Genomic DNA, 24,961 nt, shown 5'->3' with positions numbered 1-24,961 from the left:
GAATCAAGCCTCCGCCTTTGCCTTTTCCCAATATTGGTCACGGAGCAGGCGCTTGTAGAGCTTGCCCGTATCGTGGCGCGGCAAGGCTTCGAGGAAATCGATGCGGCGCGGGATCTTTACCCCCGACAGTTTTTCGCGCGCATAGGCGATCAGCTCGTCGCGCAGCGCGTCGCCCGCTTCGGCCATGTCGGCAGGCTGGACTACCGCGATCACTTCTTCGCCCATCTCGTCGTGCGGCCCGCCGACCACCGCGACGTCGGCGACCTTAGGATGGGTGACGAGGTGGTTCTCGATTTCCTGCGGATAGATATTCACCCCGCCCGAGATGATCATGAAGCTCTTGCGGTCGGTGAGGTAGAGAAAGCCCTCATCGTCAACTTTGCCGACGTCGCCGAGAGTCGACCAGCCTTTCGCATTGCGACTGGAGGCCGTTTTTTCGTTATCACCGTGATATTCAAAGACGTTTTCGCTTTCGAAGAAAACCGTGCCTTCCTCGTTCGGACCGAGTTCGGTCTCATTATCCTCGCCCATGATATGCACGGTGCCGAGGATCGGGCGGCCGACGCTGCCCTTGTGCGTGAGCCAGTCGGCGCTGGAGATGAACGTCATGCCATTGCCTTCGGAGCCCGCATAATATTCGAAGAGCACCGGCCCCCACCAGTCGATCATCGCCTGCTTGACCGGCACGGGGCACGGCGCCGCGGCGTGGATCGCGACCTTGAGCGACGACGTGTCGTAGCGGGCGCGGACCTCGTCGGGCAGTTTGAGCATCCGCACGAAATGCGTCGGAACCCACTGACTCGAATTCACGCGATACGTCTCGATATGCGACAGCGCCGCTTCGGGATCGAATTTCTTCATCAGGACGACGGTGCCGCCAAGCCGATGGATCGTCATCGACCAGCGCAAGGGTGCGGCGTGATAGAGCGGCGCGGGCGACAGATAGACGCTGTCCGAATTGATCTGGAACACCGCCGAGGCGAGCATCACGAGGCTGTTGACCGCATCGATCGCCGGATCCTCCGGCAGCGGCACACGCACGCCCTTGGGCCGTCCGGTGGTGCCTGACGAATAGAGCATGTCAACCCCGGCGCGCTCGTCGGCGACCGGCGTAGCGGGCATCGCGCCGACGGCGTCTTCCCAACTGGCATATCCGGCGATGTCGCCGTCCATCGCAAAGCGTTTGATGCCGGTCGTGAGTTGCTGCGCCGCGCTGGCGAGGCTCGCCGACACAACGAGGATCTGCGCGCCCGAATTTTCGAGAATATAGTCGGTCTCGTCCTGCGTCAGCCGCGACGAGATGCAGACGTAGCGCAGCCCCGCGCGCTGCGCGCCCCAGGTCAGGCCGTAATAATGCGGCGTGTTGTCGAGCATGAAGGCGACGACATCCTCATGAACCAACCCGTGCGCGCGAAACAGCTGGGCAGCGCGGTTCGAGGCGCCGTCGAGTTCGCCATAGCTGATTTCTTCACCCGTCTCGGCGACGATGATCGCGGGTTTGTCTGGGTTGCTACGCGCATGGACTGAGGGGTGCATCGGGCATCATCTCCGGGAATCGTTCGTTTCTTTATGTTGAAGATGAGTAGCAACCTGAAACTTTTGGTCAAGCAAGCTGCGGCTCGTGACAGGATCGTCAACCGCGACGCGAGCGCAGCGTGTAACCCACACCCTTGACTGTATGCAGCATCGGCCAATCGAACCCGCGGTCAACCTTTGCGCGCAACCGCGACATGTGAACCTCGACCCGGTTCGTCCCCGGATCGAAATCGATCCGCCACACCGCCTTCAACAGCGCATCGCGCGACAGCGGGCGGTCGGGAACACGCGCGAGGTTGGCAAGCAGGTCGAATTCGCGCAGCGGCAAGCGGATCACCTGCCCCGCACGTTCGACGCGCCGGTCGATCAGGTCGATACGCAGTTCGCCCGCACCGAGATGGCCCGCCGCGATGCGGCTGCGGCGGAGTAGTCCAGCGATGCGTGCCAGCAGTTCGGGAAGATTATCGGTCAAGCCAATGGCATCGTCGGCCCCTGCAGCAAGCGCTAGCATCCGGTCGTCGACCGAGTCGCGATCGGACATCACGATGAGAGGCCGCCGACCAGCGACCGAAGCGGCAAGACTGACGAAGGCGAAGGGATCCTGCCATTCGAGGAACGGATTGACGAGCAGCAGGTCGAAACAGCAATCGAGCCATGGACGCAGCCCGTTCACATGCGGCGGCAGCATCTGTACCGCCAACCCCGACTGCTCGATCGCGGCGCAAAGCCTGTCGGTCCGTTCCACGCGCGGATGATAGACGGCGACGAGCAATTTCCGGTCGTCTTCCGCGCCACTGTTTGACGATGCCATCCCTATCCCCCATCGTCGACGTAACATTCAGGGCCCTTGACCCTCATCGTCCCGCCGCCCCACCCGGCATTGCACAGCCTTTCGGCTGTGCTAGTCCATAGGCATGACGAGTATCGAAATGCTTGACGGCACCTTCGCCACCCTGCCCGACCTGGTCCGTGCCCACGCAGCGGAACGTCCCGATGCCGTAGCGGCTGCCGATGCCGAGCGGCGGCTGAGCTGGTCCGAACTGGATCAATTGACCGACCGAATCGCCGCCCGGCTGCAAGAGGACGGATTCGCGAAGGGCGACCGCACCGCCATCGCGGGGCTCAACAGCGTCGAGCAGATGGCGGTCATCCTCGGCACTTTACGCGCCGGCGGGGTCGCGGGGCTCGTCACCAACAGTGCGACGGGCGCACAGATGGCGGCGATGATCGCCGACACCGGTGCGCGCCACCTGTTCCTCGACAGCACCGCGAAGGCCAGTCTCGACGGGCAGGCCATCACGGCGAGCGACCTGGTGGCGATGGACGGCAGCGACGCCGGCACACCGCTCGATGCCTGGCTGTCGCTGGCGGGGACGAAGCCCGCACCGGTCGATATCGGGCCCGAAGATGGCTTCAACATCATCTATTCCTCGGGCACGACCGGGACGCCCAAGGGCATCGTCCACAGCCATGCGATGCGCTGGCAGCATATCCAGCGCGGCGCCCCCGCCTATGGCCCGAACGCGGTGACGATCCTGTCGACGCCGCTTTATTCGAACACGACGATGGCGAGCTTCATGCCGACTGTGGGCTCGGGCGGGCAGGTCGTGCTGATGAAGAAATTCGACGCGCGCGGTTTCCTCGAACTCGCCGAGCGAGAACGCGCGACCAATTGCATGCTCGTGCCGGTGCAATATCGCCGCATCATGGCGCTCGACGATTTCGGCCGCTTCGACCTGTCGAGCTTCGTGATGAAATATTGCACCTCGGCGCCCTTCCCCGCCACGCTGAAAGCCGATGTGCTGGAACGTTGGCCCGGCGGGCTGGTCGAGATTTACGGCATGACCGAGGGCGGCGCCGCCTTCATCCTTGAGGCGCATCAGTTCCCCGACAAGCTCCACACGGTCGGCACACCCGCGCCCGGGCATATTGCGAAAGTGATCGACGAGGAGGGCAAGGAATTGCCGCAAGGGTCGGTCGGCGAAGTCGTCGGCCGCAGCCCCGCGATGATGACCGGATACAATAACCGCCCCGACGCGACCAAGGCGATGCATTGGTACGATTCGGACGGAAATCTCTTCTATCGCCACGGCGACATCGGCCGCATGGACGAGGATGGGTTCCTGACGCTGATGGACCGCGCGAAGGACATGATCATCTCGGGCGGGTTCAACATCTTTCCGAGCGACCTCGAAGCCATATTGATCGCCGACGAGCGCGTCGTCGAAGCCGCGGTCGTGGGGATGCCGAGCGAGGAATGGGGCGAGACGCCGGTGGCATTCGTCGTATTGAAGGAGGGTGCCGATGCCGAAAGCGTGCGTGCCGATTGCAACACGAAGGTCGGCAAGACGCAGCGTTTGAGCGCGATCCGGCGAGTCGATGAGTTGCCGCGCAGCCCGATCGGCAAGGTGCTGAAGCGCAAATTGCGGGACGCCTATGCCGCGTGAATGGCTTGGCAGGGCCCCCCGGTGGCGTGGCCGGGAAACGAAGGGCCGGAGCGTGCCCTCTAGCCTAGCCCGCCAGTGCCTTGTACAATCCGAACGCGCTCGTCACGGTCAGGACGGCGCCGACCAGCATCAGCATGACTTTGGGCGAGAAGCGTTTCGCCATCATCGCGCCGATCGGGGCGGCGACGACGCCGCCGATGATCAGCCCGAGCGTCGGGCCGAGAATGTCGTCGATGCCGAGGTGCCAGACGAAGGCGAGCGAGACCGCGACGGCGAGGAAGAATTCGACGCTGTTGACCGTGCCGACGACCTTGCGCGGCTCGCCGCCCTGGACGAGCAGGTTCGAAGTGACAACGGGCCCCCATCCGCCGCCGCCCGCGGCGTCGAGGAAGCCGCCAAGGACCGCGAGCGGGCCGACGACCTTGGGCTTGGAAAATTTGGGCGGATAGAGCACGCCGCGGATCAGCAGCCAGATGCCGATCAGCACGAGATAGCCGAGTACGAAGGGCTTCACGACCTCGGCATGCAGCGACGAGAGCACATAGGCGCCGAGCACGCCGCCGATCACCCCCGGGACGAGCAGGCGAAAGAAGAGCGGCCAGTCGATGTTGCGATGGAACACATGGCTCAACCCCGAAACGCCGGTGGTGAAAATCTCGACGACATGGATGCGCGCCGACGCGGTCGCGGGAGGGACGCCGAGCACCGCGACGAGCAACGTGTTGCAGATCACGCCGAACGCCATCCCCAGCGCGCCGTCGACGAGCTGCGCCGCGAAGCCGATCAGGATGAATGGCAGAAGCGCGGTAAAGTCGATGGCCGCGAGGTCTATCATGATTCTTCCCAACTCTTTTAGTTGACAACTTGCTGCCGTGATTTTGGGCGATGCGCCAGCGCAAATTTTCTGCTGACGGTAAAGGGATTTGTTTTCGCGCCGCGCCGAAGCCGGTCAGCGATCAGCCCGAGATCTCGTCGGGCAGATATTCGCGCACATAGTCGATGAAGGCGCGCAGCTTGGGCATCACCTGCTTACGCCCCGGATAATAGAGGAAAAGCCCGGAGGTCGCGGCGGCATAATCGGTGAGCACCAGTTCGAGGTCGCCGGCCTCGACCATCGCCTTCGCCATCGGTTCGGCCATCATGCCCATTGCCACGCCGGTGCGGATCGCGACCAGCGCGGCGATCCAGTCGTTGACGATCACCGGCCCGGTGACGCCGACGTCATATTCGCGGTTTCCCTTTTCGAACGTCCACGGCATCAACGCCCCGGTGGCGAGGCGAAAGCGGATGCAACGATGGTCGCGCAGATCTTCGGGCGTTTCCGGGCGCCCGTGCTTGCCCAGATAGGCGGGCGCCGCCGCGACGACGAAACGGAAGGGGCCGGTCAGGCGGACGGCGATCACGTCGGCGTCGAGCGATTCGCCCATTCGCACACCGGCATCGAAGCCGCCGGCGCTGAGGTCCGCCAAGGCATCGTCGGCGTAGATCTCGAGTTCGATGTCGGGATAGGTTTCACAAAAGCCCGCGATGATCGGCTCGAACAACGGCTGGACCGCGCCGCGCATCAAATTGATCCGCAGCCGCCCCGCGGGCCGGTTGCCGAGGTTGCGCGCCGCCTCATAGGCGTCGGCGAGCCCCGTATAGGCAGGCGCCGCGCGCTCGAGGAACATTTCGCCCGCTTGCGTCAGGCCGACGCTGCGCGTCGTGCGCATGAACAGCGGCGCGCCGACGCGTGCCTCGAGGGCCTTGACCGTCTGGCTGATGGCGGAGGGGGAAACACCGAGATCGGCGGCCGCGGCGGAAAAGCTGCGCCTTTCCGCGACACGCAGGAAGGCTTCGATCCCGTCGAGCGCCCCATGGGGGATTGTTAAATCCTGCTTCAAAGCACTTGCAGATTATAGAGGATTATCTATCTGCGCAACCGCGCCTAAAAAGGTTGCACAACGAAACGAAAGGAAACCTCTCCCATGTCCTATCAGCTCTCCTCTTTCCGCCGCTTTCCCACCGCCTTTGCCGTCGTCGCCGCTTCGGCGCTCGCCTTCACCGGCTTGATGGCGTCGACGACCCCCGCTTATGCCCAGTCGGGCGGCGACTATCGCTGCGCCGGTCTCGCCGAGCAGGCGCATGTCGCCGCGAACGGCGTCGAAGGCACCAAGCAGTCGAGCGCCAAGCGCTTCGTTTCGACCGGCAAGAAGCTGTGCGAAGCGGGCAACGAACGCGCCGCCGCCAAGCAGTTCCGCGCCGCGCTCAAGATCGCCGGCGTCGCCGAAGTCGAAACCGACAGCCAGATGGCTGCCCGCTAAGACAGACTACACCAATCTCCGGACCGTCCTCTCCCTCTCCCCGACGGATCCACAACACTGGGGCGGCACTCGACACGAGGCCGCCTCATTTGTTTATGCGCGCGCCGTGCGTTAGGATGTGGGCCGACATGAACCGAAAAAAGCATCGCCGCGAAACGCCACCGACGTCTGGTGCCGCGATGCCGCTCTGCCGTTACGAAGAACTCGCAATGCGCGAAAACCAATTGCGGCGGGCCAGAACGGAGAAGCCCGTTCGCGGCGACTAGATCCGCCGGTAGCGAAAATACCAGACCTCGTGCCCTTGCGCGCGCGCCTTGGCTTCGTAACGCGTTTCGGGCCAACCGCCGGGCCGTACCTGAAAATCGCGGGCGTCCTTCGCCAGCCATTCGAACTGGTGGCGGTGGCGGCGCATCACCATCAATGCATGCTGAAGATAGACGGGGTGGTCGGTGCCGAAGCGGAACTCGCCGCCGGGCTTCAGCTTCGCCGCGATCAGGTCGAGCGGGCCGTCGTTCATCATCCGCCGCTTCGCATGGCGCGCCTTGGGCCAGGGGTCGGGATGAAGCAGATAGGCGAAGGAAAGCGCGCCGTCGGGAATCCGCCGCAGCACTTCGAGCGCGTCGCCGTGATGGATGCGGACGTTGCCGAGCGGCAGGCTCGCGCCGTGATCGCCCGCGACATGGACCAGCGCCTGCGCCACGCCGTTGATGAAGGGCTCGGCGCCGATGAAGCCGTGATCGGGCAGCATGTCGGCGCGCCCCGCCATATGCTCGCCGCCGCCGAAGCCGATCTCGAAATGGAGTGGACGGTCTTCGCCGAACAGACGCGCCGCGGTCACGTCGCCCTCGGCAGGAACCGCAATCTGCGGCAGCAGCGTGTCGACCAGGTCCTGCTGGCCCGCGCGCAAGGGCTTGCCCTTCGAGCGGCCGTAAAGGCGGTTGAGAGTCGTCGGATCGCCGGGTTTGTGCGCAGTCATGGCGCGCCCGTTAGCGCGGCGAGCCGGGAGCGGCAAGCGCCCCCGGCCGATATCAGGCCGCGAGCGCGGCCTTGAGCTTGTCAACGAGGTCGGTGCGCTCCCACGGGAAAGCGTCGCCCTCGGCGGTGCGGCCAAAGTGGCCATAGGCCGCGGTTTGGCGATAGATCGGCTTGTTGAGCCCGAGATGGGTGCGGATGCCCTTGGGCGTCAGGCGCACGAGTCCGGGGATCGCCGCCTCGATGCGGCTTTCCTCGACAGTGCCGGTGCCGTGCAGGTCGACATAGATCGACAGCGGTTCGGCGACGCCGATCGCGTAGCTGAGCTGGATCGTGCAGCGGCGCGCGAGACCCGCAGCGACGATATTCTTCGCCAGATAGCGGGTGATATAGGCGGCCGAGCGATCGACCTTGGTCGGGTCCTTGCCGCTGAACGCGCCGCCGCCGTGCGGGCTCGCGCCGCCATAGGTGTCGACGATGATCTTGCGGCCGGTCAGCCCCGCATCGCCGTCGGGTCCGCCAATCTCGAAGCGCCCCGTGGGGTTGATGTGATAAACGGTGTTCGCGGTGAGCAGCTCGGCGGGCAGCACGTCGGCGATCACGCCGAGGACGTACTTGCGAAGCTCGGTATATTTCGCTTCGTCGCCTTCGCCGTTGTGGAAATAATAGCCCGGCGCGTGCTGCGTCGACACGACGATCGCGGTCGCCTCGACGGGGCGCTCATTGGCGTAACGCAGCGTGACCTGGCTCTTGGCGTCGGGTTCGAGGAAGGGCGCGGTGCCCGCCTTGCGGTCGGCGGCCATGCGCTCGAGGATCTTGTGGCTGTAATCGAGCGTCGCGGGCATCAGATCGGGGGTCTCGTCCGACGCATAGCCGAACATGATCCCCTGGTCGCCCGCGCCCTCGTCCTTGTCGGCGCCTTCGTCGACGCCCTGCGCAATATGCGCCGACTGGCCGTGGAGATTATTTTCGAAGCGGAAGCTCTGCCAGTGAAAGCCCGACTGCTCGTAACCGATCTCGCGCACGGTGTTGCGCACGGTCGCCTCGATCTCGTCGAGCGCGCCCGGCGCCCAGGCGTCATTCTCGAACACACCCTTGCAGCGGATCTCGCCCGCCAGCACGACAAGCTGCGTCGTCGTCAGCGTCTCGCATGCCACGCGCGCCTCGGGATCCTTCGACAGGAACAGGTCGACGATCGAATCCGAAATCTGGTCGGCGACCTTGTCGGGATGCCCCTCCGACACGCTCTCGGAGGTGAAAAGGAAGCTGTTGCGCATGGGAAAGCCTTCTCGAAGTCGAATATAAAGGATGCTTTATGTCCGGGCGCTGTTAACGCCCCGAGCGCCGGAACGCAATGGCCAGCGCGAGCAACAGCAACGCGAAACCGACCGAGAGAATGTTACCGAAGCGTGCGAACAGAGTCGGCGGTTGTGCGGACGGCACCGTCGTGTCGATGCGCCCCGCCCTGTGCATCGGCAGTGCGTCGACAATGCGGCCGTCGGCGTCGATCACCGCGCTGATTCCGGTCGGCGTCGCGCGGATCACCGGCAAGCCCTCCTCGATCGCCCGGAGACGCGCCTGCGCCAAATGCTGCGGCGGCCCCCAGCTGCCGAACCAGGCGTCGTTCGACGGGTTAAAGATGAAATCGGGGCGGTGGTCGCGATCGACGACCTGCCCCGAGAAGATGATTTCGTAGCAGATTTGCAGTCCGGCGCGGCCGAAGGCGCCGAGGTCGAGCGTATGCGGCCCCGGCCCCGGCCAGAAATCGATATCGCCGGGCGCGAGCCGCGACAGGCCGATCGCCGAAAGGATCGGCCGCATCGGCAGATATTCGCCATAGGGCACAAGATGCGCCTTGTCGTAGCGCGGGCCGAGCGTCCCGTCGGCGTGGACGGTCATCACCGCATTGCGCGCGCCGACAACATCGCCCGCCTTGTCGAGTTCGAGCTTGAGCGCGCCGAGCAGCATGACATCGCCCGCGTTCATCAGAGCGACGATTCGCCGACGGGCTTCGGCGGGCGAACGATCATAATAGGCGGCGGGATAGCCGCGCTCGAGATAGTCGGGGACGGCAGCCTCGGGCCACAGGATCAGGCGCGGCGTGTCGTCCCTCGGCGTCGTCAGCCGCGCGAGCTTTGCGAAATTGGCGGCGGCCTTGCTGCCTTCCCATTTGTCTTCCTGGCCGACATTGGGCTGGACGACGGTGATGGGTGTCCGGGCAATACCCTTGGATCGGACGGCGGCGTCGGCGTTGCCGGCCATCTGCGAAAGGCAGGCGGCGCCCCAGAAGGCCAGCACGCTGCCGAATAGCGCGGCAGCAGCAACGCGGCGGCGGAACCACGCCAGTATCAGGACCCCGGCGAGCAGGAAGACGATCCCGCTCATGCCATAGGTTCCGATCCAGCGCGCGGGCATGGCAGCATGCGGCACGGCGATCACGCCCAGCGGATTCCACGCGAAGCCCGTAAAAATCCAGCTGCGAAGCCACTCGGCAAGGGTCCACAGCCCGCCGAACGCCAGCAGATAGGACGGCGCGGCAAAATGCGTTTCGCCCCTGGGCTTCATCATCCACGCCCCCCACGCCGCCAGCGCCGGATAGACCGCCAGATAGAGCGACAGCAGCACGACCGCGATCCACCCCAGCCACGCGGGCATCGCCGCCTGATAGGTGAAAGCGGTCGCGATCCAGTTGAGGCCGATCGCGAAATGGCCGACGCCGAACGCCCAGCCGATGCCGGCCGCCCGCCAGCCGCGCGGGCTTCGTGCGACCAGCGCCATCCAGCCCGCGAGCGCCAGCAGCGTCAGCGGCCAGAGATGGAGCGGCGCGAACCCCGTCGCCGAGATGGCGCCGAGCAACAGGGCGAGGAACTTTGGCCAGCGGTCGGCGAAAGCGGCGATGCGGAGGGAAGGCAGGGTCACCCGCGTTGCCTTAGCCGGGCGGCGGAGCCGCGACAATGACGATAGCGGCGGTTAGCGCAGCCCGGCCGCCTCGATCGCCGCCAGCGCGTTCTCGACGCGCGCGTCGCCTTCACCCTCGACCCATGCCCATGACAGGCGGCGCCGATCGAGTTCGCCGATCGCGACGTCCATGAACTGCGCGCGCGCGAGTTCGCTGCCAAACAGACGCGTGCCGTCCTCTTGCCAGGGCAGGTCCATCGCGGGGACGAGATAAAGGTCGGCGACATCGTCCCACAGGTCGATTTCGGGCAGGCGGCGGCCGAGCAGCATGATCGCCCACGCCTGCGTCATCAGCGCGTCGGTGTCGGACACAAGCCATTCGGGTTCCTGCGCGAGCGTCTCCCGGGTGGCGGCGCGATGTCCATCAAAGATCGCGAGCAGGTCGACTTCGTCAAGGCGTGTGCCATTGGCTTCGGCATAAGTGCGGCCATATTCGGGAACGACAAGCCCGCCGAGCCGCAGCGCGAGGCGCGGCGCGAGGGTCGACTTGCCGGTGCTCTCGGCGCCGTGGAGGCAGATGTGATGCGTCACAACGCCATCCTGCCGGTTGCGGCCGCGCGGCGCCACTGGATCAGCCCGTCGATCGACAAGCCGAGCAGCACGACATAGACAGCGCTGGTCGCATAAAGCCCGCGCGAGGCGAAGAGCGGCACCGCGATCAGGTCGACGAGAATCCACAGAAACCAGCTTTCGACACGGCGCCGCGCGAGCAGCCATTGCGCGGTGATGCTGAGCATCGCGATCGCGCCGTCGATCCATGGCGCGGCGGCGTCGGTGTAGCGGTCCATCGCGAAGCTCCAGCAGCCCCAGGCCGCGATCGTCGCCAGCGCCCAGCCCCCGCGCGCGCGATCGGTCATCCAGCGCACGGGCACGCCGCGGTCGTCGCGCGCGCGCATCCATGCCGCCCAGCCATAAAGGTTGAGCGCGAAGAAAAAGCCCTGGAGCAGCATGTCGCTATACAGCTTCGCTTCGAAGAATACGAAGGCATAGAGCGTGACCGCGACGAGCGCGAGGGGATAGTTCCACACGCTGCGCAGCGCGACGAGCGCGACGTTGATCAGCACGAACGCCGCGGCCACCCATTCGAGATAGCTCATGCCTCCGCCCGGCTATGGGGACGTGTCCAAAGCCCTTCGCGGCTGATCCGCCGTCCGGGCGGTCGGCGTAGCACCGACCACCCGGCGCGCGCGACCCAGCCCAGCTTGGCCCCCAGCGAGCTCGCGGCGCGGTGGTCCCACGCATGGTCGCCGCGGCGTCGAACCTCGCGCGCAATGTCGCCATAGATGCCCGCAGCGGCGAGTACCGCCCAGCGGCTGCGCGGCGGCAGCTTTCGGGCACCCCAGCGCCCCGACGCCTCATATTCCTCGGCCATTTCGGCGAGCCATTTCGCCATGACCGACAGGCGGCCGCGAAAGGCGGGGTGCATGTGCTGCCCCGGGGGGATGTCGAGTTCTACCATCCATTCGACGGGCAGGTAGCAACGATCGGCGGCCGCGTCCTCGGCGACATCGCGCGCGATGTTGGCGAGCTGGAAGGCGATGCCGAGGTCCGATGCTCGGTCGAGCGTCGCTTGATCGCGCGGGTCGACCCCCATCACCAGCGCCATCGCGACGCCGACCGCACCCGCGACATGATAGCTATAGCGCAGCAGGTCGTCTTCGCTGCGTGGACGCCAGTCGCGCGCGTCGAGTTCGAAACCCGCGATGATGTCGTCGATCACCGCGCGCGGAATATCGATCTCGGTGAGTAGGAGGCCAAGCGCGTCGAAGGCCGGTTCGCCGGTCGCCTCGCCGGCGAAGACCTTGTCGGTCTGCACTCGGATGTGCGCGACGGCGGCGGCCGGATCATGGCCCGGCGCCATCGTGCCGCCGTGATCCTGGCCGTCGGTCAGGTCGTCGGTCGCGCGGCACCACGCGTAAAGCAGCCACACGCGCTCGCGCGTTTCGCGGTCGAACAACTGGCTCGCCAGAGCAAAGCTTTTCGATCCGCGCGCGATGCTGTCGTGCGCGAAACCGTGGAGGGCGTGCGCGTCATAGGCCCCCTCCTCGCTCATCAAAGATTTTCGGCCTTCATCGCGAAGATCGTCTTGTGCGGGACGTAGGATGCCATCTTGTCGAGCAATTCGTCGAGCGCCGCATCGACGATCATGATCCCGGCGTGCGCGGGGCGGATAAAGCCGACCTCGACCATATGGCGGTTGAAGGCGATGAGGTCGTTGTAGAAGCCGGCGGCGTTGAGCAGCCCGACGGGTTTGCTGTGATAGCCGAGTTGCGCCCAGCTGATCGCTTCCCACAATTCGTCCATCGTGCCGACGCCGCCCGGGATGGTGAGGAAGCCGTCCGAGAGGTCGGTGAACATCTTCTTGCGCTCGTGCATACCGCCAACGACGTGCAGTTCGGTGCAGCCGCGGTGCGCGACCTCTGCACCGACAAGGGCGTCGGGGATGATGCCAATGACTTCGCCGCCCGCTTCGAGTGCGCTGTCGGCGACCGCGCCCATCAAACCGAGCCGGCCTCCGCCGTAAACGACGCCGATACCGCGCTCGGCAAGCGTCCGGCCGACGTGGCGCGCGGTTTCGATGTAGATCGGATCTTCCGGGGTCGCGGACCCGCAATAGACGGCAAGGCGTTTCATCATATTTCCAACATCAACTCGGCGGTCGCCTTGGCACTGCCGACGACGCCGGGAATTCCCGCGCCCGGATGCGTCCCCGCGCCGACGAAGTAAAGATTCGAAATGACGTCGTCGCGATTATGGGCCCGAAACCAGGCACTTTGCCACAGCACCGGTTCGAGGCTGAATGCGCTGCCGAGGTGCGCCGAAAGGTCGCGGCCAAAATCGGCTGGGGTGTAGTGGAATCGGGTGACGAGGTTGGCGCGAAGGCCGGGCAGCACGCGGCGTTCGACCTCCGCCAATATGGCGTCGGCGAATCGCTCGCCGAATTCGCCATCCCAATCGGCCTTTGCCTTGCCGAGATGCGCGACGGGGGCGAGCGCATAGAAAGTCGAATGTCCCGGCGGCGCCATCGCGGGGTCGGTGACACTCGGATGGTGAAGGTAGAGCGAGAAATCATCGGGGACGAAACCCCCGTAAATGTCGTCGAGCAGCCCTTTGTAGCGCGGGCCGAAAAGGATGCTGTGGTGCGCTATGTCGGGATATTCGCCCTTCACCCCGAAATGAACGACGAACAGCGAGGGCGACCAGCGTTTGCGCGACAGGCTGCGCGCGGCCCTGGCGCCGCGCGGGTGGTCGAGCAAATCCTTGTAGCTGTGCATCAGGTCGCCGTTGCACGCGACCATGTCGGCGCGGGCGCGCCAGCCGCTTTGCGTCGTCACGCCCGTCGCGCGGTCGCCCGCCGTTTCGATGCGCGCCGCCGGATCGCCGAGGCGCAGTGTTCCCCCGAGCCGCTCGAACAATCGCACCATAGCGCTCACTAGCGCGTTGGTGCCGCCGCGCGCGAACCAGACGCCGCCCTCCTTTTCGATCGTGTGGATCAGCGCATAGATCGCGCTCGTCGTCATCGGATTGCCGCCGACGAGCAGCGTATGGAACGACAGCGCCTGCCGCAGCCGCTCGTCCTCGACATAAGAAGAGACGACCCCATAGACGCTGCGCCACGCCTGATATTTCATCAGCGCGGGCGCGGCTTTGATCATCGTCGCGAAATCGAGGAAGGCGACCGCGCCCAGCTTCACATAACCCTGCTCATAGACCCCCTTCGAATAGGTAAGAAAGCGGTCGTATCCGGCAACGTCGGCAGGGTTCAGCGCCATGATTTCGGCGCGGAGCGCGGCCTCGTCGTTCGAATAGTCGAAGCTCGTCCCGTCCGGCCAATCGAGCCGGTAGAAGGGCATCACCGGCATCAGGTCGACATCGGCCGCCATATCCTGTCCGCTGAGCGCCCATAGCTCTTCGAGGCACGGCGGGTCGGTGATCACCGTCGGCCCCGCATCGAAGGTGAAGCCCTTGCGCTTCCAGTGATAGGCGCGCCCGCCGGGTTGGTCGCGCGCCTCGACGATCGTCGTTTCGACCCCCGCCGATTGCAGGCGGATCGCCAGCGCAAGGCCGCCGAAGCCGGCGCCGATCACGATTGCGCGGCGACTCATTTCCAGTCCAAGCGCCGAAGTGCCGCGAGCGCGCGCCCGACCGGCACCGGCGGTTTGCCCGACAGGATGCGCAGCTTGTCCGCCGCCGACGAGCGCCCCGCATAGAAACGCGCGATCAGGCCGGGCGACAGGCGATAGAAGCGCTGGAAGATGCGGTAGCGTTCGTCCGGCTCGGCGGCGCGGAACAGCATCGCGCCGAGCATGCGATAGAAGCGCTGGTGCCGCCATGCCGACGCGGCGCGTTCGCGAAGTCGCTCGGGAAGGTCGGGGTGGCTGACCAGCGCGGGCAGCGCAGTGGCGGTGCGCACCGCGTCGGGCAGCGAATAGCCCGTCATCGCATGAAACATGCCGGCGCGCGCGCCGATCCGCGCGGTGCGGTCGGATGCGGGCCATAACCGCTCGAACTCGCCCGCGACCACCACCGCGAGCACGCCCGTCTCCTCGCGCGTCGTCGCCACGACCTCCCAGCCCTGCGCCCTGGCATAGGCGGCGATCCGTTCGCGGATGACGGATATGTCGATGTCGGGATTATCGCTGTAATAAGTGTCCTCGACGAATATCGTCTCGGCGTCGAACGGGAGCAGATAGACGAAGCGATAGCCGTCCGCCTGTTCGACAGCGGCGTCCATCACGACCGGATGCTCGACGCCGTGTCCGCCCCGCACGGTCAGCGCCTGCCCGACGAATTTCTGCCAGCCGCAATCGAGCGTCGGAAATTTCCCGGCGCCGCGCGCGTCGATAACATGCTTGGCCGACAGCCGTCCGCCCCGCGCCAGCAGCAAATGGTCGGGCGCGACATGCTTCGCCTTGTCGGGTATGATGTGCCCCGCGGGCAGCGCCGCCGCGACGGCCTCCGCGAGCGCATCGCCGGTAATGCTCTTGTAGCCCATGCGCAGACTGCGATCGTGCGAGGGGAAGCGGACGTCGTAGCGCGGCCAGTGATGGCGGACGAGCGGCGCAACGAGCCAGCGGTCCCTTTTCGCGATGTCGCTGTCGAAGAAGGACCAGACATGATTGCCGCCGACCGGTCCCGGCTCGACCAGTCTTATGTCGAGGTCGGGCCGCTTCGCCGCTAGGGCGAGCGCCGCGAGTCCGCCCGCGAGCCCGCCGCCGACGATCGCGATATCGCATTTATCGATGCTCTGCCCCACCATGAGTCCGCCTTAGCCACCCCGGCGCGCCGGCGCAAAGCGATTGCAACATGGTGCCGAACGGCTAGCCTCGCGCCATGACCGGCTGGACGATCCTTTTTTCCGCGCTTGCGATGACCGCGATCGTCGGGGTGCGCTATCTGATCACGAGCGGCGCCTTCGCCTTGGCGACCCGCTTGACGCGCCCCGGCCTCTATAACGGGCTCGAGCCCCAGATGAAGCGCGAGATCGGCTGGAGCCTCGCAAGCGCTGCGATATACGGGGTTCCGGCGGGCATCGTCGCCTGGGGATGGCGGGAGCATGGCTGGACGCGCATCTATACCGAGCTTCATGCCTATCCGCTGTGGTATCTGCCCGTCAGCCTCCTCGCCTATCTCCTGCTCCACGACACATGGTTCTACTGGACCCATCGCTGGATGCACCGCCCGCGCCTGTTCCGGATCGCGCATGCCGTCCACCACGCGAGCCGCCCGCCGACGGCCTGGGCGGCGATGAGTTTTCATCCGCTGGAAGCGATCACCGGCGCCGTCGTCGTGCCCGCGCTGGTATTCGTCATTCCGATCCACGTCGGGATGCTCAGCCTCGTGCTGGCGATCATGACCGTGATGGGCGTCGGCAATCATATGGGGTGGGAGATGTTCCCGCGCGCGCTTGTCCATGGACCGGCGGGACGATGGCTGATAACCGCAACGCATCATCAGGCGCATCATGCCGCCTACCGGGGGAATTATGGTCTCTATTTCCGCTTTTGGGACAAGGCGTGCGGCACGGATATCGGGCTTGGCACTTTTCCCGATGCTGCTGACCGCCGCCGCCCCGCCGCCGACGGTTGAGGTCAGCGTCACCGGGCTGCGCAGCACGAAAGGGCAGGTGCTTGTCTGCCTGACCACGAACCGCAAGGCCTTTCCCGATTGCAGCAAGGACGCAGGATCGGTGCGCATGGCGGTCAAGGCCGCCGACGCGGGGAATTTCGCCGTCCACGCGCCCGCCGCGGGAACCTATGCGATCGCGGTCGTCCATGACGAGAATGGGAACAACAAGCTCGACAAGGCGATCTTCCTGCCCAAAGAAGGCTTCGGCTTTTCGCGCAATCCCACGATCACGGTCGGGCCGCCAAGCTTCAAATCCGCCAGCTTCGCGGTCGCGGGCGACATGCGCCAATCGATCAAGATGAAATACATGCTGTAGGCGCCATGCACGCGGACGGAATCGTCGCCACTCCAGCGGCGGGCGGGCGAGAGTTTCGGGAAGGGGTACGGGCTTCCTCCTATCCGTCATCCGGCCGAACCCGCCTCAAAAAAAAAACCGGATTGTCAGTTCGCCGGTTTGGTCTCGTCGATCTTGTCGATCCATTCGGGGTAGAAGCTCGGCTCGCGCGCCGACCAGCCCGGCGCGGTCGCGGCGGCTTCGCTGATCGACTGGAGCAATATCTTGCGCTTGTCGGGGTGGAGGTGCGGCAAAGACGCCGCGGCGCAGAAGGCGCCGGGCAGCCACGGCCGCACATGTGCACCGAGAAGGCGTTCGTAAAGGAAGCGGTAGGCGGCGAAGGCCGGCAAGCGGTCTTGCCCGAGGTCGAACGCCGACACCGCGATCAGCGGCGCCATGAAATGTTCGAGCGCGTCTAGCCCGCTGTCGTCGGGGATGTTCGTGCGGATCTCGCCGAGCCGCTGGTAGACGCGCGCCTGGACGCGGATCGCGGTTTCCTCGACCATGTCGCGCGACCAGCGCAAGATCGCGTCGTCGCGTTCGAGCCCGATGTCGAGCGAACGCCGGATGTAACGCTGGGTCGCCGCGGGAAAGCCTGCGAATTCCTTGATCTCGGAAAGGGACAGGTCGCCTGCGGCCGGTCCTGAACGCGTCGCCATGGTCATGCTCCCGCTCGGCGCCCGGGGAGCCATCCCCCCGGAGGCCTGCATCAAACAGTCTGCCACCGAATTGGTTAGTGACAGGTTAACCATGGCGTCGGCGACCGTTCAGCTTCTTCGGGGCGTTGCGTGATGTCGCAGCGGAGCTTAATCATCGTGTCCTGAAACGATAAGACACGAGAGCCACCATGTCGCACATCCCGCAGCCGGTCATTTCCGCAACCGGCCTTTTCACTCCCGCCGAACGCATCTCCAACGAAGAACTTGTCGCCAGTTTTAACGAGTATGCTGCGCTGCACAATAGAGAAAATGCGGCGGCCATTGCCGCGGGCGAAGTGCCCGAACTGACTGAATCGAGCGTCGAATTCATCGAGAAGGCGAGCGGGATCGGATCGCGTTTCGTCGTCGACAAGGCAGGCATCCTCGACCCCCGGCACATGGCGCCGCGCATCGCCGAACGCGGTAACGACGAGCTGTCTATCCTCGCCGAAATCGGCGTCGCGGCGGCAAAGGATGCGCTGGCGCGCGCGGGCCGGGATGCTCCGGACGTGGATGCCGTCCTCTGCGCCGCGTCGAACATGCAGCGCCCCTATCCCGCGATGGCGGTCGAAATCCAGGACGCGCTCGGCATCGACGGGTTCGGCTTCGACATGAATGTCGCCTGCTCGTCAGCGACCTTCGGCATCCAGACCGCCGCCGACTATATCCGCGCCGGCCATGCGAAAAGCGTGCTCGTCGTGAATCCGGAAATCTGTTCGGGGCATCTGAACTGGCGCGACCGCGACAGCCATTTCATCTTCGGCGATGTCGCGACCGCAATCCTGATCGAGGACAAGGATATCGCGCCCGCGGGGCATTGGGACATCCTCGGCACCAAGCTGAAGACGCAATTCTCGAACAATATCCGCAACAATTTCGGCTTTTTGAACCGAGGACATGGCGGGATCGACCAGTCGGGGCCGAAGAGCGACAAACTCTTCGTCCAGGAAGGACGCAAGGTGTTCAAGGAAGTCGTGCCGATGGTCGCCAACATGATCGTCGAACAGATGGAGGTGCTCGGTCTCGAAGGCGGCGATATGCGCCGGCTGTGGCTCCACCAGGCGAACACCAACATGAACCGGCTGATTGCGCAGCGCGTGCTCGGCCATGAGGCGAGCGAGGATGAAAGCCCGACGGTGCTCGACACCTATGGCAATACGTCGAGCGCGGGGTCGATCATCGCCTTTCATCGGAACCATGAGGATATGGTCGCCGGCGACACCGGGCTGATCTGCTCGTTCGGCGCCGGCTATAGCGCGGGTACGGTGTTCGTGCGGAAGACTTGAAGTTACAGCCGTTACGGCACGAACGTCGTGAACAGGTAGATCGCGAACAGCATCAGGTGGATTACCCCCTGCAATACGGTGGTTCGGCCGTTCGCGAGCGTCTGGACCGACACGATCAGCGACAGGAAGAGCAACACGGTCGATTTGGCGTCGAGGCCAAGGCTGATCGGCATGTCGGTCATGATCGACAGGATCGCGACAGCCGGAATTGTCAGCCCGATCGTTGCCAGTGCCGAGCCGAGCGCGAGGTTGAGGCTGGTCTGGAGGCGGTCGGCCTTCGCCGCGCGCACCGCGGCCAGGCCTTCGGGCGCGAGGATCAGCGCGGCGATCAGCACGCCCAGCACCGCCGGCGGTGCGCCCCAGTCGGCGAGCAACGCGCCCATCACCGGCGAGAGATTCTTGGCGAGCAGGACGACCGCGAAAAGGCTGGCGAGGAGCAGCGCGCCCGAAATCGCCGTGCGCTCGACGCTCGGCGGTGCGGCGTGCGCGTCGGGTTCGTCCTGCGCCTCGCCGTCGGGCAGGAAATAGTCGCGGTGGCGCACCGTCTGCACGAGCGCGAAGGTTGCATAGAGGATCAGCGATACCACCGCGACGAAACCGAGCTGCGTCGCCGAATAAAAGGGGCCCGGCACGCTCGAGGTGAAATTGGGGAGTACCAGCGTGACGACCGTGAGCACGGTGAGCGTCGCGAGCGCGGCGCCGATGCCGGTACGCTGGAACCGCTGTTCGTGATGGCGGATCGCGCCGCTCAAGAGGCAAAGCCCCATCAGCAGGTTGAGGATCACCATCACCGCCGCGAACACCGTATCGCGCGCCAGCGTCAGCGCCTTTTCGGGTTCGGCCTGCATCAGCGTCAGGATCAGCCCGACCTCGATCACCGTCACCGCGAGCGCGAGGATTAGCGTGCCGAAGGGCTCGCCGACGCGGTGCGCGATGACTTCGGCATGATGGACCGCGGCGACGACCGCACCCGCGAGGATGAACGCGACGAGCCAGGCATTGAGCGGCATCGCAAGGCTGGCCATCGCGGCGAGGAAGCCGAGGATCGGGAAAAGGTCGTTGGTGCGGTCGGCGATGCGAGGTTTTGCGGTCATCGGGCTTCTATTGCAGCCGCCTTTCCGCATGGCCACCCCAAGCCGGAATATCGGGCGAATTAATGCGCGCGGACGGGCAATCCGGCGGCGGCGAGCCGCGCGTGCGCTTCGGCGATCGTCGCTTCGCCGAAATGGAAGATGCTCGCGGCGAGCACCGCGCTGGCACCCCCTTCGATCACGCCGGCGACGAGATGGTCGAGATTGCCGACGCCGCCGCTGGCAATCACCGGCACGCTCACCGCATCGGCGATCGCGCGGGTGAGCGCCAGGTCGTAGCCGTCCTTGGTGCCGTCGCGGTCCATGCTGGTGACAAGCAGTTCGCCCGCGCCGAGGGTGGCGAGCCGCACGGCATGTTCGATCGCGTCGATCCCCGTCGGCTTGCGTCCGCCGTGGGTGAAGATTTCCCAGCGGCCCTCTTCGACCCGCCGCGCATCGATGCTGCCGACTGCGCACTGGCTGCCGAAGCGGCCCGCGATTTCGGCGACGAGTTCGGGGCGCGCGACGGCGGCGCTGTTCACCGCGACCTTGTCAGCGCCCGCAAGCAGCAGCGCGCGCGCATCGTCGGCGCTGCGCACCCCGCCGCCGACGGTAAGCGGCATGAAGCAGACTTCGGCGGTGCGGCCGACCATGTCGAGCAAGGTGCCGCGGCCTTGGTGACTGGCACTGATGTCGAGAAAGCAAAGCTCGTCGGCACCCGCGGCGTCATAGGCGCGCGCCGCTTCGACCGGATCGCCGGCGTCGCGCAGATCGACGAAGTTCACGCCCTTCACGACGCGGCCGTCAGCGACGTCGAGGCAGGGAATGACGCGGACGCGGACGGTCATTGACGCGCCTTTTCTTGTTCCCCGGCGAAGGCCGGGGTCCAGGGCGTTATCACGCAACGCCCGCTTAGTGGCGCTCTGGGGCCCGGCCATCGCCGGGGAACAAAAAGGATTTTACCGCTCACGCTTGCCCCGCCGCAATCGCCTCGGCGAGATCGAGCCGGCCGTCGTAGAGCGCACGGCCGGTGATCACGCCTTCGATGCCGTTTGCGACATGCGGGCGCAGCGCATGGATATCGCCGATATCGGCAACGCCGCCCGAAGCGATCACCGGGATGGCAACCGCCTCAGCCAGCGCGACCGTCGCCTCGACATTGCAGCCTTTGAGCAGTCCGTCGCGGCCGACGTCGGTGAAGAGCAAGGCCGCGACCCCCGCGTCCTCGAAGCGGCGCGCGAGGTCTTCGACGCAGACGTCGGAGACATCGGCCCAACCCTCGGTCGCGACCATCCCGTCGCGCGCATCGACCCCGACGACGATCCGGCCGGGCAGTTCGCGCGCGGCCGATCTGACGAATTCGGGGTCCTTCAGCGCTGCGGTGCCGATGATCACACGGCTGACGCCGAGCGCTAGCCAGCGGTCGACGCCGGCGCGGTCACGAATGCCGCCACCCACCTGCACCTTGCCCGGGAAAGCCGCTATGATGCTCTCCACCGCCGCGCCATTGACGCTCGCGCCCGCGAAGGCGCCGTCGAGGTCGACGACATGGAGGTGCGTCGCGCCCGCGTCGGCGAAGAGACGCGCCTGCGCCGCCGGGTCGTCGCCATAGACGGTCGCGCGCGACATATCGCCCTCGGCGAGCCGCACCACCTGCCCGCCCTTCAGGTCGATCGCGGGAAAGATGGTCAGGCCGGATACTACGGGCGCCATGCGAGGAATCTCTCTAGTGTCGCGAGACCATAGGCCTGGCTTTTTTCGGGGTGATATTGGACGCCGACGATATTGTCTTTCGCGACCGCGGCGACAAAGGTCTCGCCATGGCTGCTCGTCGCCGCGACATCGACCGCATGGACGAAGTGATAGCCATGGAGATAATAGGCCTCGCCCGCCGCTATCACGGGATGCGGATAAGCGGGCACGACGTCGTTCCAGCCCATGTGCGGGATGCGCAGCCCCGGCGCCGGTTCGAACGCGCGCACCGTCCCGGCGATCCAGCCAAGTCCCGCGTGCCGTCCATGCTCCTCGCCCGCGTCGGCAAGCAATTGCATGCCGACGCAAATGCCGAGGAAGGGGGCGCCCTCGCCGCGCACGCGCTGCTCCATCGCGCCAATCAGCCCGTCGATCGCCGACAGCCCGTTCATGCACGCGGCGAACGCTCCGACGCCAGGCAGCACGATGCGGTCGGCGCTGGCCACGACAGCGGGATCGGCGGTAACGGCGACATCCTCGGCGCCCGCCGCGACGAGCGCATTACGCACCGAGCGAAGATTGCCCGCGCCATAGTCGATCAGGGCAATGGCGGTCATCGGCTGGTCCTACAGGACGCCCTTCGTGCTGGGTATCGCATCGCCCTTGCGAGGGTCGATTTCGACCGCCTGCCGCAGCGCGCGGGCAAGCGCCTTGTACATGCTTTCGGCGATATGATGGTTGTTCTCACCGTACAGCATTTCGATGTGCAGCGTGATCCCCGCCGCCTGCGCGAAGCTGTGGAACCAGTGCGGGAACATTTCGGTGTCCATCTCGCCGAGCCGCGGCTGCGAGAAGGAGGATTTATAGACGCAGTGCGGACGCCCCGAAATGTCGAGCACGCAGCGCGTCAGCGTTTCGTCCATCGGCGCGTGCGCCTCGCCGTAACGCGCGATGCCGCGCTTGTCGCCGAGCGCCTTGGCGACAGCTTCGCCGAGCGCGAGCGCCGAATCCTCGACCGTGTGGTGCTGGTCGATGTGAAGGTCGCCCTTCACCTGCATCGAAATGTCGATCAGCGAATGGCGCGACAATTGCTCGACCATATGGTCGAGGAAACCGATGCCGGTGGACACCGAATAATCGCCCGTCCCGTCGAGATTGACGGCGATCGCGATATCCGTTTCCTTGGTCGTGCGCTGGACGGTGGCGGTTCGCATGGCGCACGCCTTAGAGCCTCATTTTCACGTTGCAAGGCGATTCTCCCCCCTTGACCGGTGCGCGGAGCGCGTTCATCCCCTCGCGCATGAGTGATGACGTTCGCGACAGCCTGATTCCCTATGACGAAATCGTGCAGGATGCGCTGCGCGCCGTGGTCGGCCGCGTGCTGAGCCAGATCGAAGGTTTTGACAGCCTGCCCGGCGAACATCATTTCTATATCACCTTCAAGACGCAGGCGATCGGGGTCGATATTCCGGCGCATCTGATCGCCAAATTCCCGGACGAAATGACGATCGTGCTGCAGAACCGCTTCTGGGACCTGAAGGTCGAAGAGGATCATTTCAGCGTCGGCCTGTCGTTCAACCAGACGCCGTCGATCCTGACGATTCCCTACGCCGCGATCACCGCCTTCGTCGATCCGTCGGTCGATTTCGGGCTGCAATTCCAGGTCAGCGACGACGAGGCCGCACAGCCCGAACCGCATGACGAGGCCGACAACGACCGCCCCGAGGTAACAACCGAGGACGGGTCGAACGTCGTGACGGTGGATTTCGGCAAGAAGAGGTAGCGTGACGGGCCCGCTCTGGCCCCCGAGCCGCTTTTGGCAATTCTGGGCAATCGCGGGAATGCTCGTCCTGACCGGCGCCTTCTGGTGGGGCGTCGAGGGCTATGCCTTGTTCGAGGGCAATTACGCGCGCGGACAGGTCGCCGACGGGCTGCTGCGCTTTAGCCTTCTCGTGCTGACCCCGGCGCTCGTCCTTGTCTGGCTTGCCGCCGCATGGCTGCGCCGCCGCGTCGGCGAAACCGGATATTGGCAATTGCTCGGCCTCGTCGCGATGATCTGGGCGGGGGCGATATTGGTGACGAGGATGCTGGTGGCATGAGCACGCGAATCGAAAGCGACAGCATCGGCGAGATCGAGGTTGCGGCCGACGCCTATTGGGGGGCGCAGACCGAGCGCAGCCGCCATAATTTCGCTTTCCCGGCCCACGAACGCATGCCGATCCCGATCGTCCACGCGCTCGCGCGGATCAAGGGCGCGGCGGCGCGCGTGAACCGCGCTCACGGGCTCGACGCCGACTTGGCAGACGCTATCGCTGATGCGGCCGAAGCCGTCGTCGCCGGCCGCTACGACGACCAGTTCCCGCTCGCGATCTGGCAGACGGGCAGCGGCACCCAGTCGAACATGAACGTGAACGAGGTGATCGCGGGGATCGCGAACGAGAAACTCGCGGGGACGCGCGGCGGCAAGTCGCCGGTCCACCCCAACGACCATGTCAACATGGGCCAGTCGTCGAACGACAGCTTCCCGACCGCGTTGCACGTCGCGGTCGCGGTCGAAACGACGGCGCGGCTGATCCCCGCGCTGAGCGACCTGACCGACGCGCTCGCTGCGAAGGCCGAGGCGTGGGGCGATATCGTCAAAATCGGCCGCACCCATTTGCAGGACGCGACCCCGATGACGCTCGGGCAGGAATTTTCGGGCTATGTTACGCAATTGCTTGCGTGCCGGGCGCGGATCGAGGGCGCGCTGGCGCACAATATCTGCAAGCTCGCGCAGGGCGGAACCGCGGTCGGCACGGGGCTCAACGCGCCCGCGGGCTTCGACGTCGCCATGGCGGCGGAACTGTCGAAAGCCACCGGCATCGCCTTCGAGCCCGCGCCCAACAAGTTCGAGGCGCTGGCGTCGAACGACGGGCTCGTCTTCTTCTCGGGCGCGCTCAATACGCTCGCGGTCGCGCTCACCAAGATTGCGAACGACATCCGACTGCTCGGATCGGGTCCGCGAGCGGGGCTCGGCGAACTCGACCTGCCCGCGAACGAGCCCGGCAGCTCGATCATGCCGGGCAAGGTCAATCCGACGCAGTCCGAGATGCTGACGATGGTCGCGGCGCAGGTCATCGGCAATCATCAGGCGGTGACGGTCGGGGGCCTTCAGGGGCATCTTGAGCTCAACGTGTTCAAACCGCTGATCGGGTCGAACGTGCTGCGCTCGATCGAGCTGCTTGCGATCGGCATGGCGGGCTTCACCGAACATTGCGTCGTCGGCATCGCGCCCAATCTTGCCCGCATCGACGAGTTGATGAACCGCTCGCTGATGCTCGTCACCGCGCTCGCGCCCGAAATCGGCTATGACAAGGCGGCGAAGATCGCAAAGCACGCGCACGAGACGGGCAGCACGTTAAAGGAAGCCGCGCTCGACCTCGGCTATGTCGATGCCGCGACCTTCGACCGCGTGATCGATCCGCGCACGATGCTGGGCCCGGAGGGCTGAACGGGAACCCGAAGGCGGCGTCGCGGATTGATAGGAGGAAGGAGAT

27 protein-coding genes are annotated in these 24,961 nt (G+C 65.6%); 8 read left to right on the top strand and 19 right to left on the bottom strand.

Going from position 1 to position 24,961, the window contains the following annotated elements; all coding sequences use genetic code 11:
* Positions 1 to 3 precede the first annotated feature (3 nt).
* Positions 4 to 1,536, bottom strand: coding sequence for an acyl-CoA synthetase (locus HDC29_RS14000; protein ID WP_179498498.1), 1,533 nt, complete (start codon positions 1,534 to 1,536; stop codon positions 4 to 6).
* 97 nt (positions 1,537 to 1,633) lie between these two features.
* Positions 1,634 to 2,347: a response regulator transcription factor gene (locus HDC29_RS19300; RefSeq protein WP_257018283.1), complete on the bottom strand. Its 714-nt coding sequence runs from the start codon at positions 2,345 to 2,347 to the stop codon at positions 1,634 to 1,636.
* 103 nt (positions 2,348 to 2,450) lie between these two features.
* Between HDC29_RS19300 and HDC29_RS13990 the strand changes: the two genes are divergently transcribed.
* Positions 2,451 to 3,983 carry a class I adenylate-forming enzyme family protein gene (locus HDC29_RS13990; RefSeq protein ID WP_179498495.1) on the top strand — a complete coding sequence of 511 codons (1,533 nt, stop codon included), beginning with the start codon at positions 2,451 to 2,453 and terminating at the stop codon, positions 3,981 to 3,983.
* A gap of 64 nt (positions 3,984 to 4,047) precedes the next feature.
* Here the strand turns inward: HDC29_RS13990 and HDC29_RS13985 are convergent, their stop codons facing one another.
* Both HDC29_RS13985 and HDC29_RS13980 read right to left on the bottom strand, forming a co-directional pair.
* On the bottom strand, positions 4,048 to 4,818 hold the full coding sequence (locus tag HDC29_RS13985) for a sulfite exporter TauE/SafE family protein (protein ID WP_179498493.1): 771 nt from the start codon (positions 4,816 to 4,818) through the stop codon (positions 4,048 to 4,050).
* Positions 4,819 to 4,939: 121 nt separating this feature from the next.
* Positions 4,940 to 5,866, bottom strand: coding sequence for a LysR family transcriptional regulator (locus HDC29_RS13980; RefSeq protein WP_179498491.1), 927 nt, complete (start codon positions 5,864 to 5,866; stop codon positions 4,940 to 4,942).
* Positions 5,867 to 5,950: 84 nt separating this feature from the next.
* Between HDC29_RS13980 and HDC29_RS13975 the strand changes: the two genes are divergently transcribed.
* The gene (locus tag HDC29_RS13975; protein WP_179498489.1) at positions 5,951 to 6,286 is read left to right on the top strand and encodes a hypothetical protein; all 336 of its coding nucleotides are present in this window, start codon (positions 5,951 to 5,953) and stop codon (positions 6,284 to 6,286) included.
* 262 nt (positions 6,287 to 6,548) lie between these two features.
* On the opposite strand, the gene HDC29_RS13970 is transcribed toward HDC29_RS13975, so the two are convergent.
* From HDC29_RS13970 to crtY, 9 genes are read right to left on the bottom strand one after another with little or no spacing between them, the layout of a single operon-like run.
* The gene (locus tag HDC29_RS13970; protein WP_179498487.1) at positions 6,549 to 7,262 is read right to left on the bottom strand and encodes a tRNA (guanosine(46)-N(7))-methyltransferase TrmB; all 714 of its coding nucleotides are present in this window, start codon (positions 7,260 to 7,262) and stop codon (positions 6,549 to 6,551) included.
* 52 nt (positions 7,263 to 7,314) lie between these two features.
* Positions 7,315 to 8,535, bottom strand: coding sequence for a methionine adenosyltransferase (gene metK, locus HDC29_RS13965; protein ID WP_179498485.1), 1,221 nt, complete (start codon positions 8,533 to 8,535; stop codon positions 7,315 to 7,317).
* Between the two features lie 52 nt (positions 8,536 to 8,587).
* A complete protein-coding gene (gene lnt / locus HDC29_RS13960) occupies positions 8,588 to 10,177 on the bottom strand; it encodes an apolipoprotein N-acyltransferase (protein ID WP_179498483.1) in 1,590 nt (529 codons plus the stop codon).
* 51 nt (positions 10,178 to 10,228) lie between these two features.
* Positions 10,229 to 10,747, bottom strand: coding sequence for an AAA family ATPase (locus HDC29_RS13955; RefSeq protein WP_179498481.1), 519 nt, complete (start codon positions 10,745 to 10,747; stop codon positions 10,229 to 10,231).
* Complete coding sequence (gene pnuC / locus HDC29_RS13950) at positions 10,744 to 11,313, bottom strand: nicotinamide riboside transporter PnuC (protein WP_179498479.1); 570 nt, start codon at positions 11,311 to 11,313, stop codon at positions 10,744 to 10,746. The genes HDC29_RS13955 and pnuC overlap by 4 nt, the downstream gene beginning before the upstream one ends.
* Entirely contained in the window at positions 11,310 to 12,269 is a 960-nt protein-coding gene (locus HDC29_RS13945) for a phytoene/squalene synthase family protein (RefSeq protein ID WP_179498477.1), read from the bottom strand. The genes pnuC and HDC29_RS13945 overlap by 4 nt, the downstream gene beginning before the upstream one ends.
* Entirely contained in the window at positions 12,269 to 12,850 is a 582-nt protein-coding gene (locus tag HDC29_RS13940) for a TIGR00730 family Rossman fold protein (RefSeq protein WP_179498952.1), read from the bottom strand. Before HDC29_RS13940 ends, HDC29_RS13945 begins: the two co-directional genes overlap by 1 nt.
* Positions 12,850 to 14,322: a phytoene desaturase gene (locus HDC29_RS13935; protein WP_179498475.1), complete on the bottom strand. Its 1,473-nt coding sequence runs from the start codon at positions 14,320 to 14,322 to the stop codon at positions 12,850 to 12,852. Before HDC29_RS13935 ends, HDC29_RS13940 begins: the two co-directional genes overlap by 1 nt.
* Positions 14,319 to 15,476 (bottom strand): lycopene beta-cyclase CrtY, encoded by a 1,158-nt coding sequence (crtY, locus tag HDC29_RS13930; protein ID WP_179498473.1) that lies wholly within the window; start codon positions 15,474 to 15,476, stop codon positions 14,319 to 14,321. Before crtY ends, HDC29_RS13935 begins: the two co-directional genes overlap by 4 nt.
* A gap of 74 nt (positions 15,477 to 15,550) precedes the next feature.
* Here crtY and HDC29_RS13925 point away from each other — a divergent pair, with 74 nt between their 5' ends.
* Both HDC29_RS13925 and HDC29_RS13920 read left to right on the top strand, forming a co-directional pair.
* Positions 15,551 to 16,306 (top strand): sterol desaturase family protein, encoded by a 756-nt coding sequence (locus HDC29_RS13925; protein ID WP_179498471.1) that lies wholly within the window; start codon positions 15,551 to 15,553, stop codon positions 16,304 to 16,306.
* On the top strand, positions 16,269 to 16,661 hold the full coding sequence (locus tag HDC29_RS13920) for a DUF2141 domain-containing protein (RefSeq protein WP_179498950.1): 393 nt from the start codon (positions 16,269 to 16,271) through the stop codon (positions 16,659 to 16,661). Before HDC29_RS13925 ends, HDC29_RS13920 begins: the two co-directional genes overlap by 38 nt.
* A gap of 125 nt (positions 16,662 to 16,786) precedes the next feature.
* On the opposite strand, the gene HDC29_RS13915 is transcribed toward HDC29_RS13920, so the two are convergent.
* A complete protein-coding gene (locus HDC29_RS13915; protein WP_179498469.1) occupies positions 16,787 to 17,338 on the bottom strand; it encodes a hypothetical protein in 552 nt (183 codons plus the stop codon).
* Positions 17,339 to 17,526: 188 nt separating this feature from the next.
* Between HDC29_RS13915 and HDC29_RS13910 the strand changes: the two genes are divergently transcribed.
* Positions 17,527 to 18,663 (top strand): beta-ketoacyl-ACP synthase III, encoded by a 1,137-nt coding sequence (locus tag HDC29_RS13910; protein ID WP_179498467.1) that lies wholly within the window; start codon positions 17,527 to 17,529, stop codon positions 18,661 to 18,663.
* Between the two features lie 11 nt (positions 18,664 to 18,674).
* Here HDC29_RS13910 and HDC29_RS13905 read toward each other — a convergent pair whose 3' ends face one another.
* From HDC29_RS13905 to hisB, 5 genes are all read right to left on the bottom strand, one after another.
* On the bottom strand, positions 18,675 to 19,757 hold the full coding sequence (locus HDC29_RS13905) for a calcium:proton antiporter (RefSeq protein WP_179498465.1): 1,083 nt from the start codon (positions 19,755 to 19,757) through the stop codon (positions 18,675 to 18,677).
* 59 nt (positions 19,758 to 19,816) lie between these two features.
* Positions 19,817 to 20,581 carry an imidazole glycerol phosphate synthase subunit HisF gene (hisF, locus tag HDC29_RS13900; protein ID WP_179498463.1) on the bottom strand — a complete coding sequence of 255 codons (765 nt, stop codon included), beginning with the start codon at positions 20,579 to 20,581 and terminating at the stop codon, positions 19,817 to 19,819.
* A gap of 118 nt (positions 20,582 to 20,699) precedes the next feature.
* Positions 20,700 to 21,446: a 1-(5-phosphoribosyl)-5-[(5-phosphoribosylamino)methylideneamino]imidazole-4-carboxamide isomerase gene (hisA, locus tag HDC29_RS13895; protein WP_179498461.1), complete on the bottom strand. Its 747-nt coding sequence runs from the start codon at positions 21,444 to 21,446 to the stop codon at positions 20,700 to 20,702.
* Complete coding sequence (gene hisH, locus HDC29_RS13890) at positions 21,434 to 22,042, bottom strand: imidazole glycerol phosphate synthase subunit HisH (RefSeq protein ID WP_179498459.1); 609 nt, start codon at positions 22,040 to 22,042, stop codon at positions 21,434 to 21,436. The genes hisA and hisH overlap by 13 nt, the downstream gene beginning before the upstream one ends.
* Positions 22,043 to 22,051: 9 nt before the next feature.
* Positions 22,052 to 22,639, bottom strand: coding sequence for an imidazoleglycerol-phosphate dehydratase HisB (gene hisB, locus HDC29_RS13885; protein ID WP_179498457.1), 588 nt, complete (start codon positions 22,637 to 22,639; stop codon positions 22,052 to 22,054).
* Positions 22,640 to 22,725: 86 nt separating this feature from the next.
* Between hisB and HDC29_RS13880 the strand changes: the two genes are divergently transcribed.
* The 3 genes from HDC29_RS13880 to fumC are packed head-to-tail and all read left to right on the top strand — an operon-like array spanning position 22,726 to position 24,915.
* Positions 22,726 to 23,208 carry an SspB family protein gene (locus HDC29_RS13880; RefSeq protein ID WP_179498455.1) on the top strand — a complete coding sequence of 161 codons (483 nt, stop codon included), beginning with the start codon at positions 22,726 to 22,728 and terminating at the stop codon, positions 23,206 to 23,208.
* Position 23,209: 1 nt separating this feature from the next.
* Complete coding sequence (locus tag HDC29_RS13875) at positions 23,210 to 23,524, top strand: hypothetical protein (RefSeq protein WP_179498453.1); 315 nt, start codon at positions 23,210 to 23,212, stop codon at positions 23,522 to 23,524.
* Positions 23,521 to 24,915, top strand: a complete 1,395-nt coding sequence (gene fumC / locus HDC29_RS13870; RefSeq protein ID WP_179498451.1) for a class II fumarate hydratase — start codon at positions 23,521 to 23,523, stop codon at positions 24,913 to 24,915. Before HDC29_RS13875 ends, fumC begins: the two co-directional genes overlap by 4 nt.
* Positions 24,916 to 24,961 lie beyond the last annotated feature (46 nt).

Origin of the sequence: Sphingopyxis sp. JAI108, assembly GCF_013410105.1 — a bacterium.
In the GTDB taxonomy this organism is placed as follows: domain Bacteria; phylum Pseudomonadota; class Alphaproteobacteria; order Sphingomonadales; family Sphingomonadaceae; genus Sphingopyxis; species Sphingopyxis chilensis.
Note: the sequence above shows the minus strand (reverse complement) of the source record. Positions and strands in the feature narration are given on the sequence as shown.

Coding starts and splice junctions, on each gene's coding strand:
- HDC29_RS13925 (WP_179498471.1), top strand. CDS start 15,551: ATGACCGGCTGGACGATCCTTTTTTCCGCGCTTGCGATGACCGCGATC.
- HDC29_RS13915 (WP_179498469.1), bottom strand. CDS start 17,338: ATGGCGACGCGTTCAGGACCGGCCGCAGGCGACCTGTCCCTTTCCGAG.
- HDC29_RS13905 (WP_179498465.1), bottom strand. CDS start 19,757: ATGACCGCAAAACCTCGCATCGCCGACCGCACCAACGACCTTTTCCCG.
- hisA (WP_179498461.1), bottom strand. CDS start 21,446: ATGGCGCCCGTAGTATCCGGCCTGACCATCTTTCCCGCGATCGACCTG.
- HDC29_RS14000 (WP_179498498.1), bottom strand. CDS start 1,536: ATGCACCCCTCAGTCCATGCGCGTAGCAACCCAGACAAACCCGCGATC.
- HDC29_RS13920 (WP_179498950.1), top strand. CDS start 16,269: ATGCTGCTGACCGCCGCCGCCCCGCCGCCGACGGTTGAGGTCAGCGTC.
- crtY (WP_179498473.1), bottom strand. CDS start 15,476: ATGGTGGGGCAGAGCATCGATAAATGCGATATCGCGATCGTCGGCGGC.
- HDC29_RS19300 (WP_257018283.1), bottom strand. CDS start 2,347: ATGGCATCGTCAAACAGTGGCGCGGAAGACGACCGGAAATTGCTCGTC.
- HDC29_RS13985 (WP_179498493.1), bottom strand. CDS start 4,818: ATGATAGACCTCGCGGCCATCGACTTTACCGCGCTTCTGCCATTCATC.
- HDC29_RS13940 (WP_179498952.1), bottom strand. CDS start 12,850: ATGAAACGCCTTGCCGTCTATTGCGGGTCCGCGACCCCGGAAGATCCG.
- HDC29_RS13880 (WP_179498455.1), top strand. CDS start 22,726: ATGAGTGATGACGTTCGCGACAGCCTGATTCCCTATGACGAAATCGTG.
- fumC (WP_179498451.1), top strand. CDS start 23,521: ATGAGCACGCGAATCGAAAGCGACAGCATCGGCGAGATCGAGGTTGCG.
- HDC29_RS13910 (WP_179498467.1), top strand. CDS start 17,527: ATGTCGCACATCCCGCAGCCGGTCATTTCCGCAACCGGCCTTTTCACT.
- pnuC (WP_179498479.1), bottom strand. CDS start 11,313: ATGAGCTATCTCGAATGGGTGGCCGCGGCGTTCGTGCTGATCAACGTC.
- HDC29_RS13935 (WP_179498475.1), bottom strand. CDS start 14,322: ATGAGTCGCCGCGCAATCGTGATCGGCGCCGGCTTCGGCGGCCTTGCG.
- hisB (WP_179498457.1), bottom strand. CDS start 22,639: ATGCGAACCGCCACCGTCCAGCGCACGACCAAGGAAACGGATATCGCG.
- HDC29_RS13945 (WP_179498477.1), bottom strand. CDS start 12,269: ATGAGCGAGGAGGGGGCCTATGACGCGCACGCCCTCCACGGTTTCGCG.
- metK (WP_179498485.1), bottom strand. CDS start 8,535: ATGCGCAACAGCTTCCTTTTCACCTCCGAGAGCGTGTCGGAGGGGCAT.
- hisF (WP_179498463.1), bottom strand. CDS start 20,581: ATGACCGTCCGCGTCCGCGTCATTCCCTGCCTCGACGTCGCTGACGGC.
- hisH (WP_179498459.1), bottom strand. CDS start 22,042: ATGACCGCCATTGCCCTGATCGACTATGGCGCGGGCAATCTTCGCTCG.
- HDC29_RS13990 (WP_179498495.1), top strand. CDS start 2,451: ATGACGAGTATCGAAATGCTTGACGGCACCTTCGCCACCCTGCCCGAC.
- HDC29_RS13970 (WP_179498487.1), bottom strand. CDS start 7,262: ATGACTGCGCACAAACCCGGCGATCCGACGACTCTCAACCGCCTTTAC.
- HDC29_RS13975 (WP_179498489.1), top strand. CDS start 5,951: ATGTCCTATCAGCTCTCCTCTTTCCGCCGCTTTCCCACCGCCTTTGCC.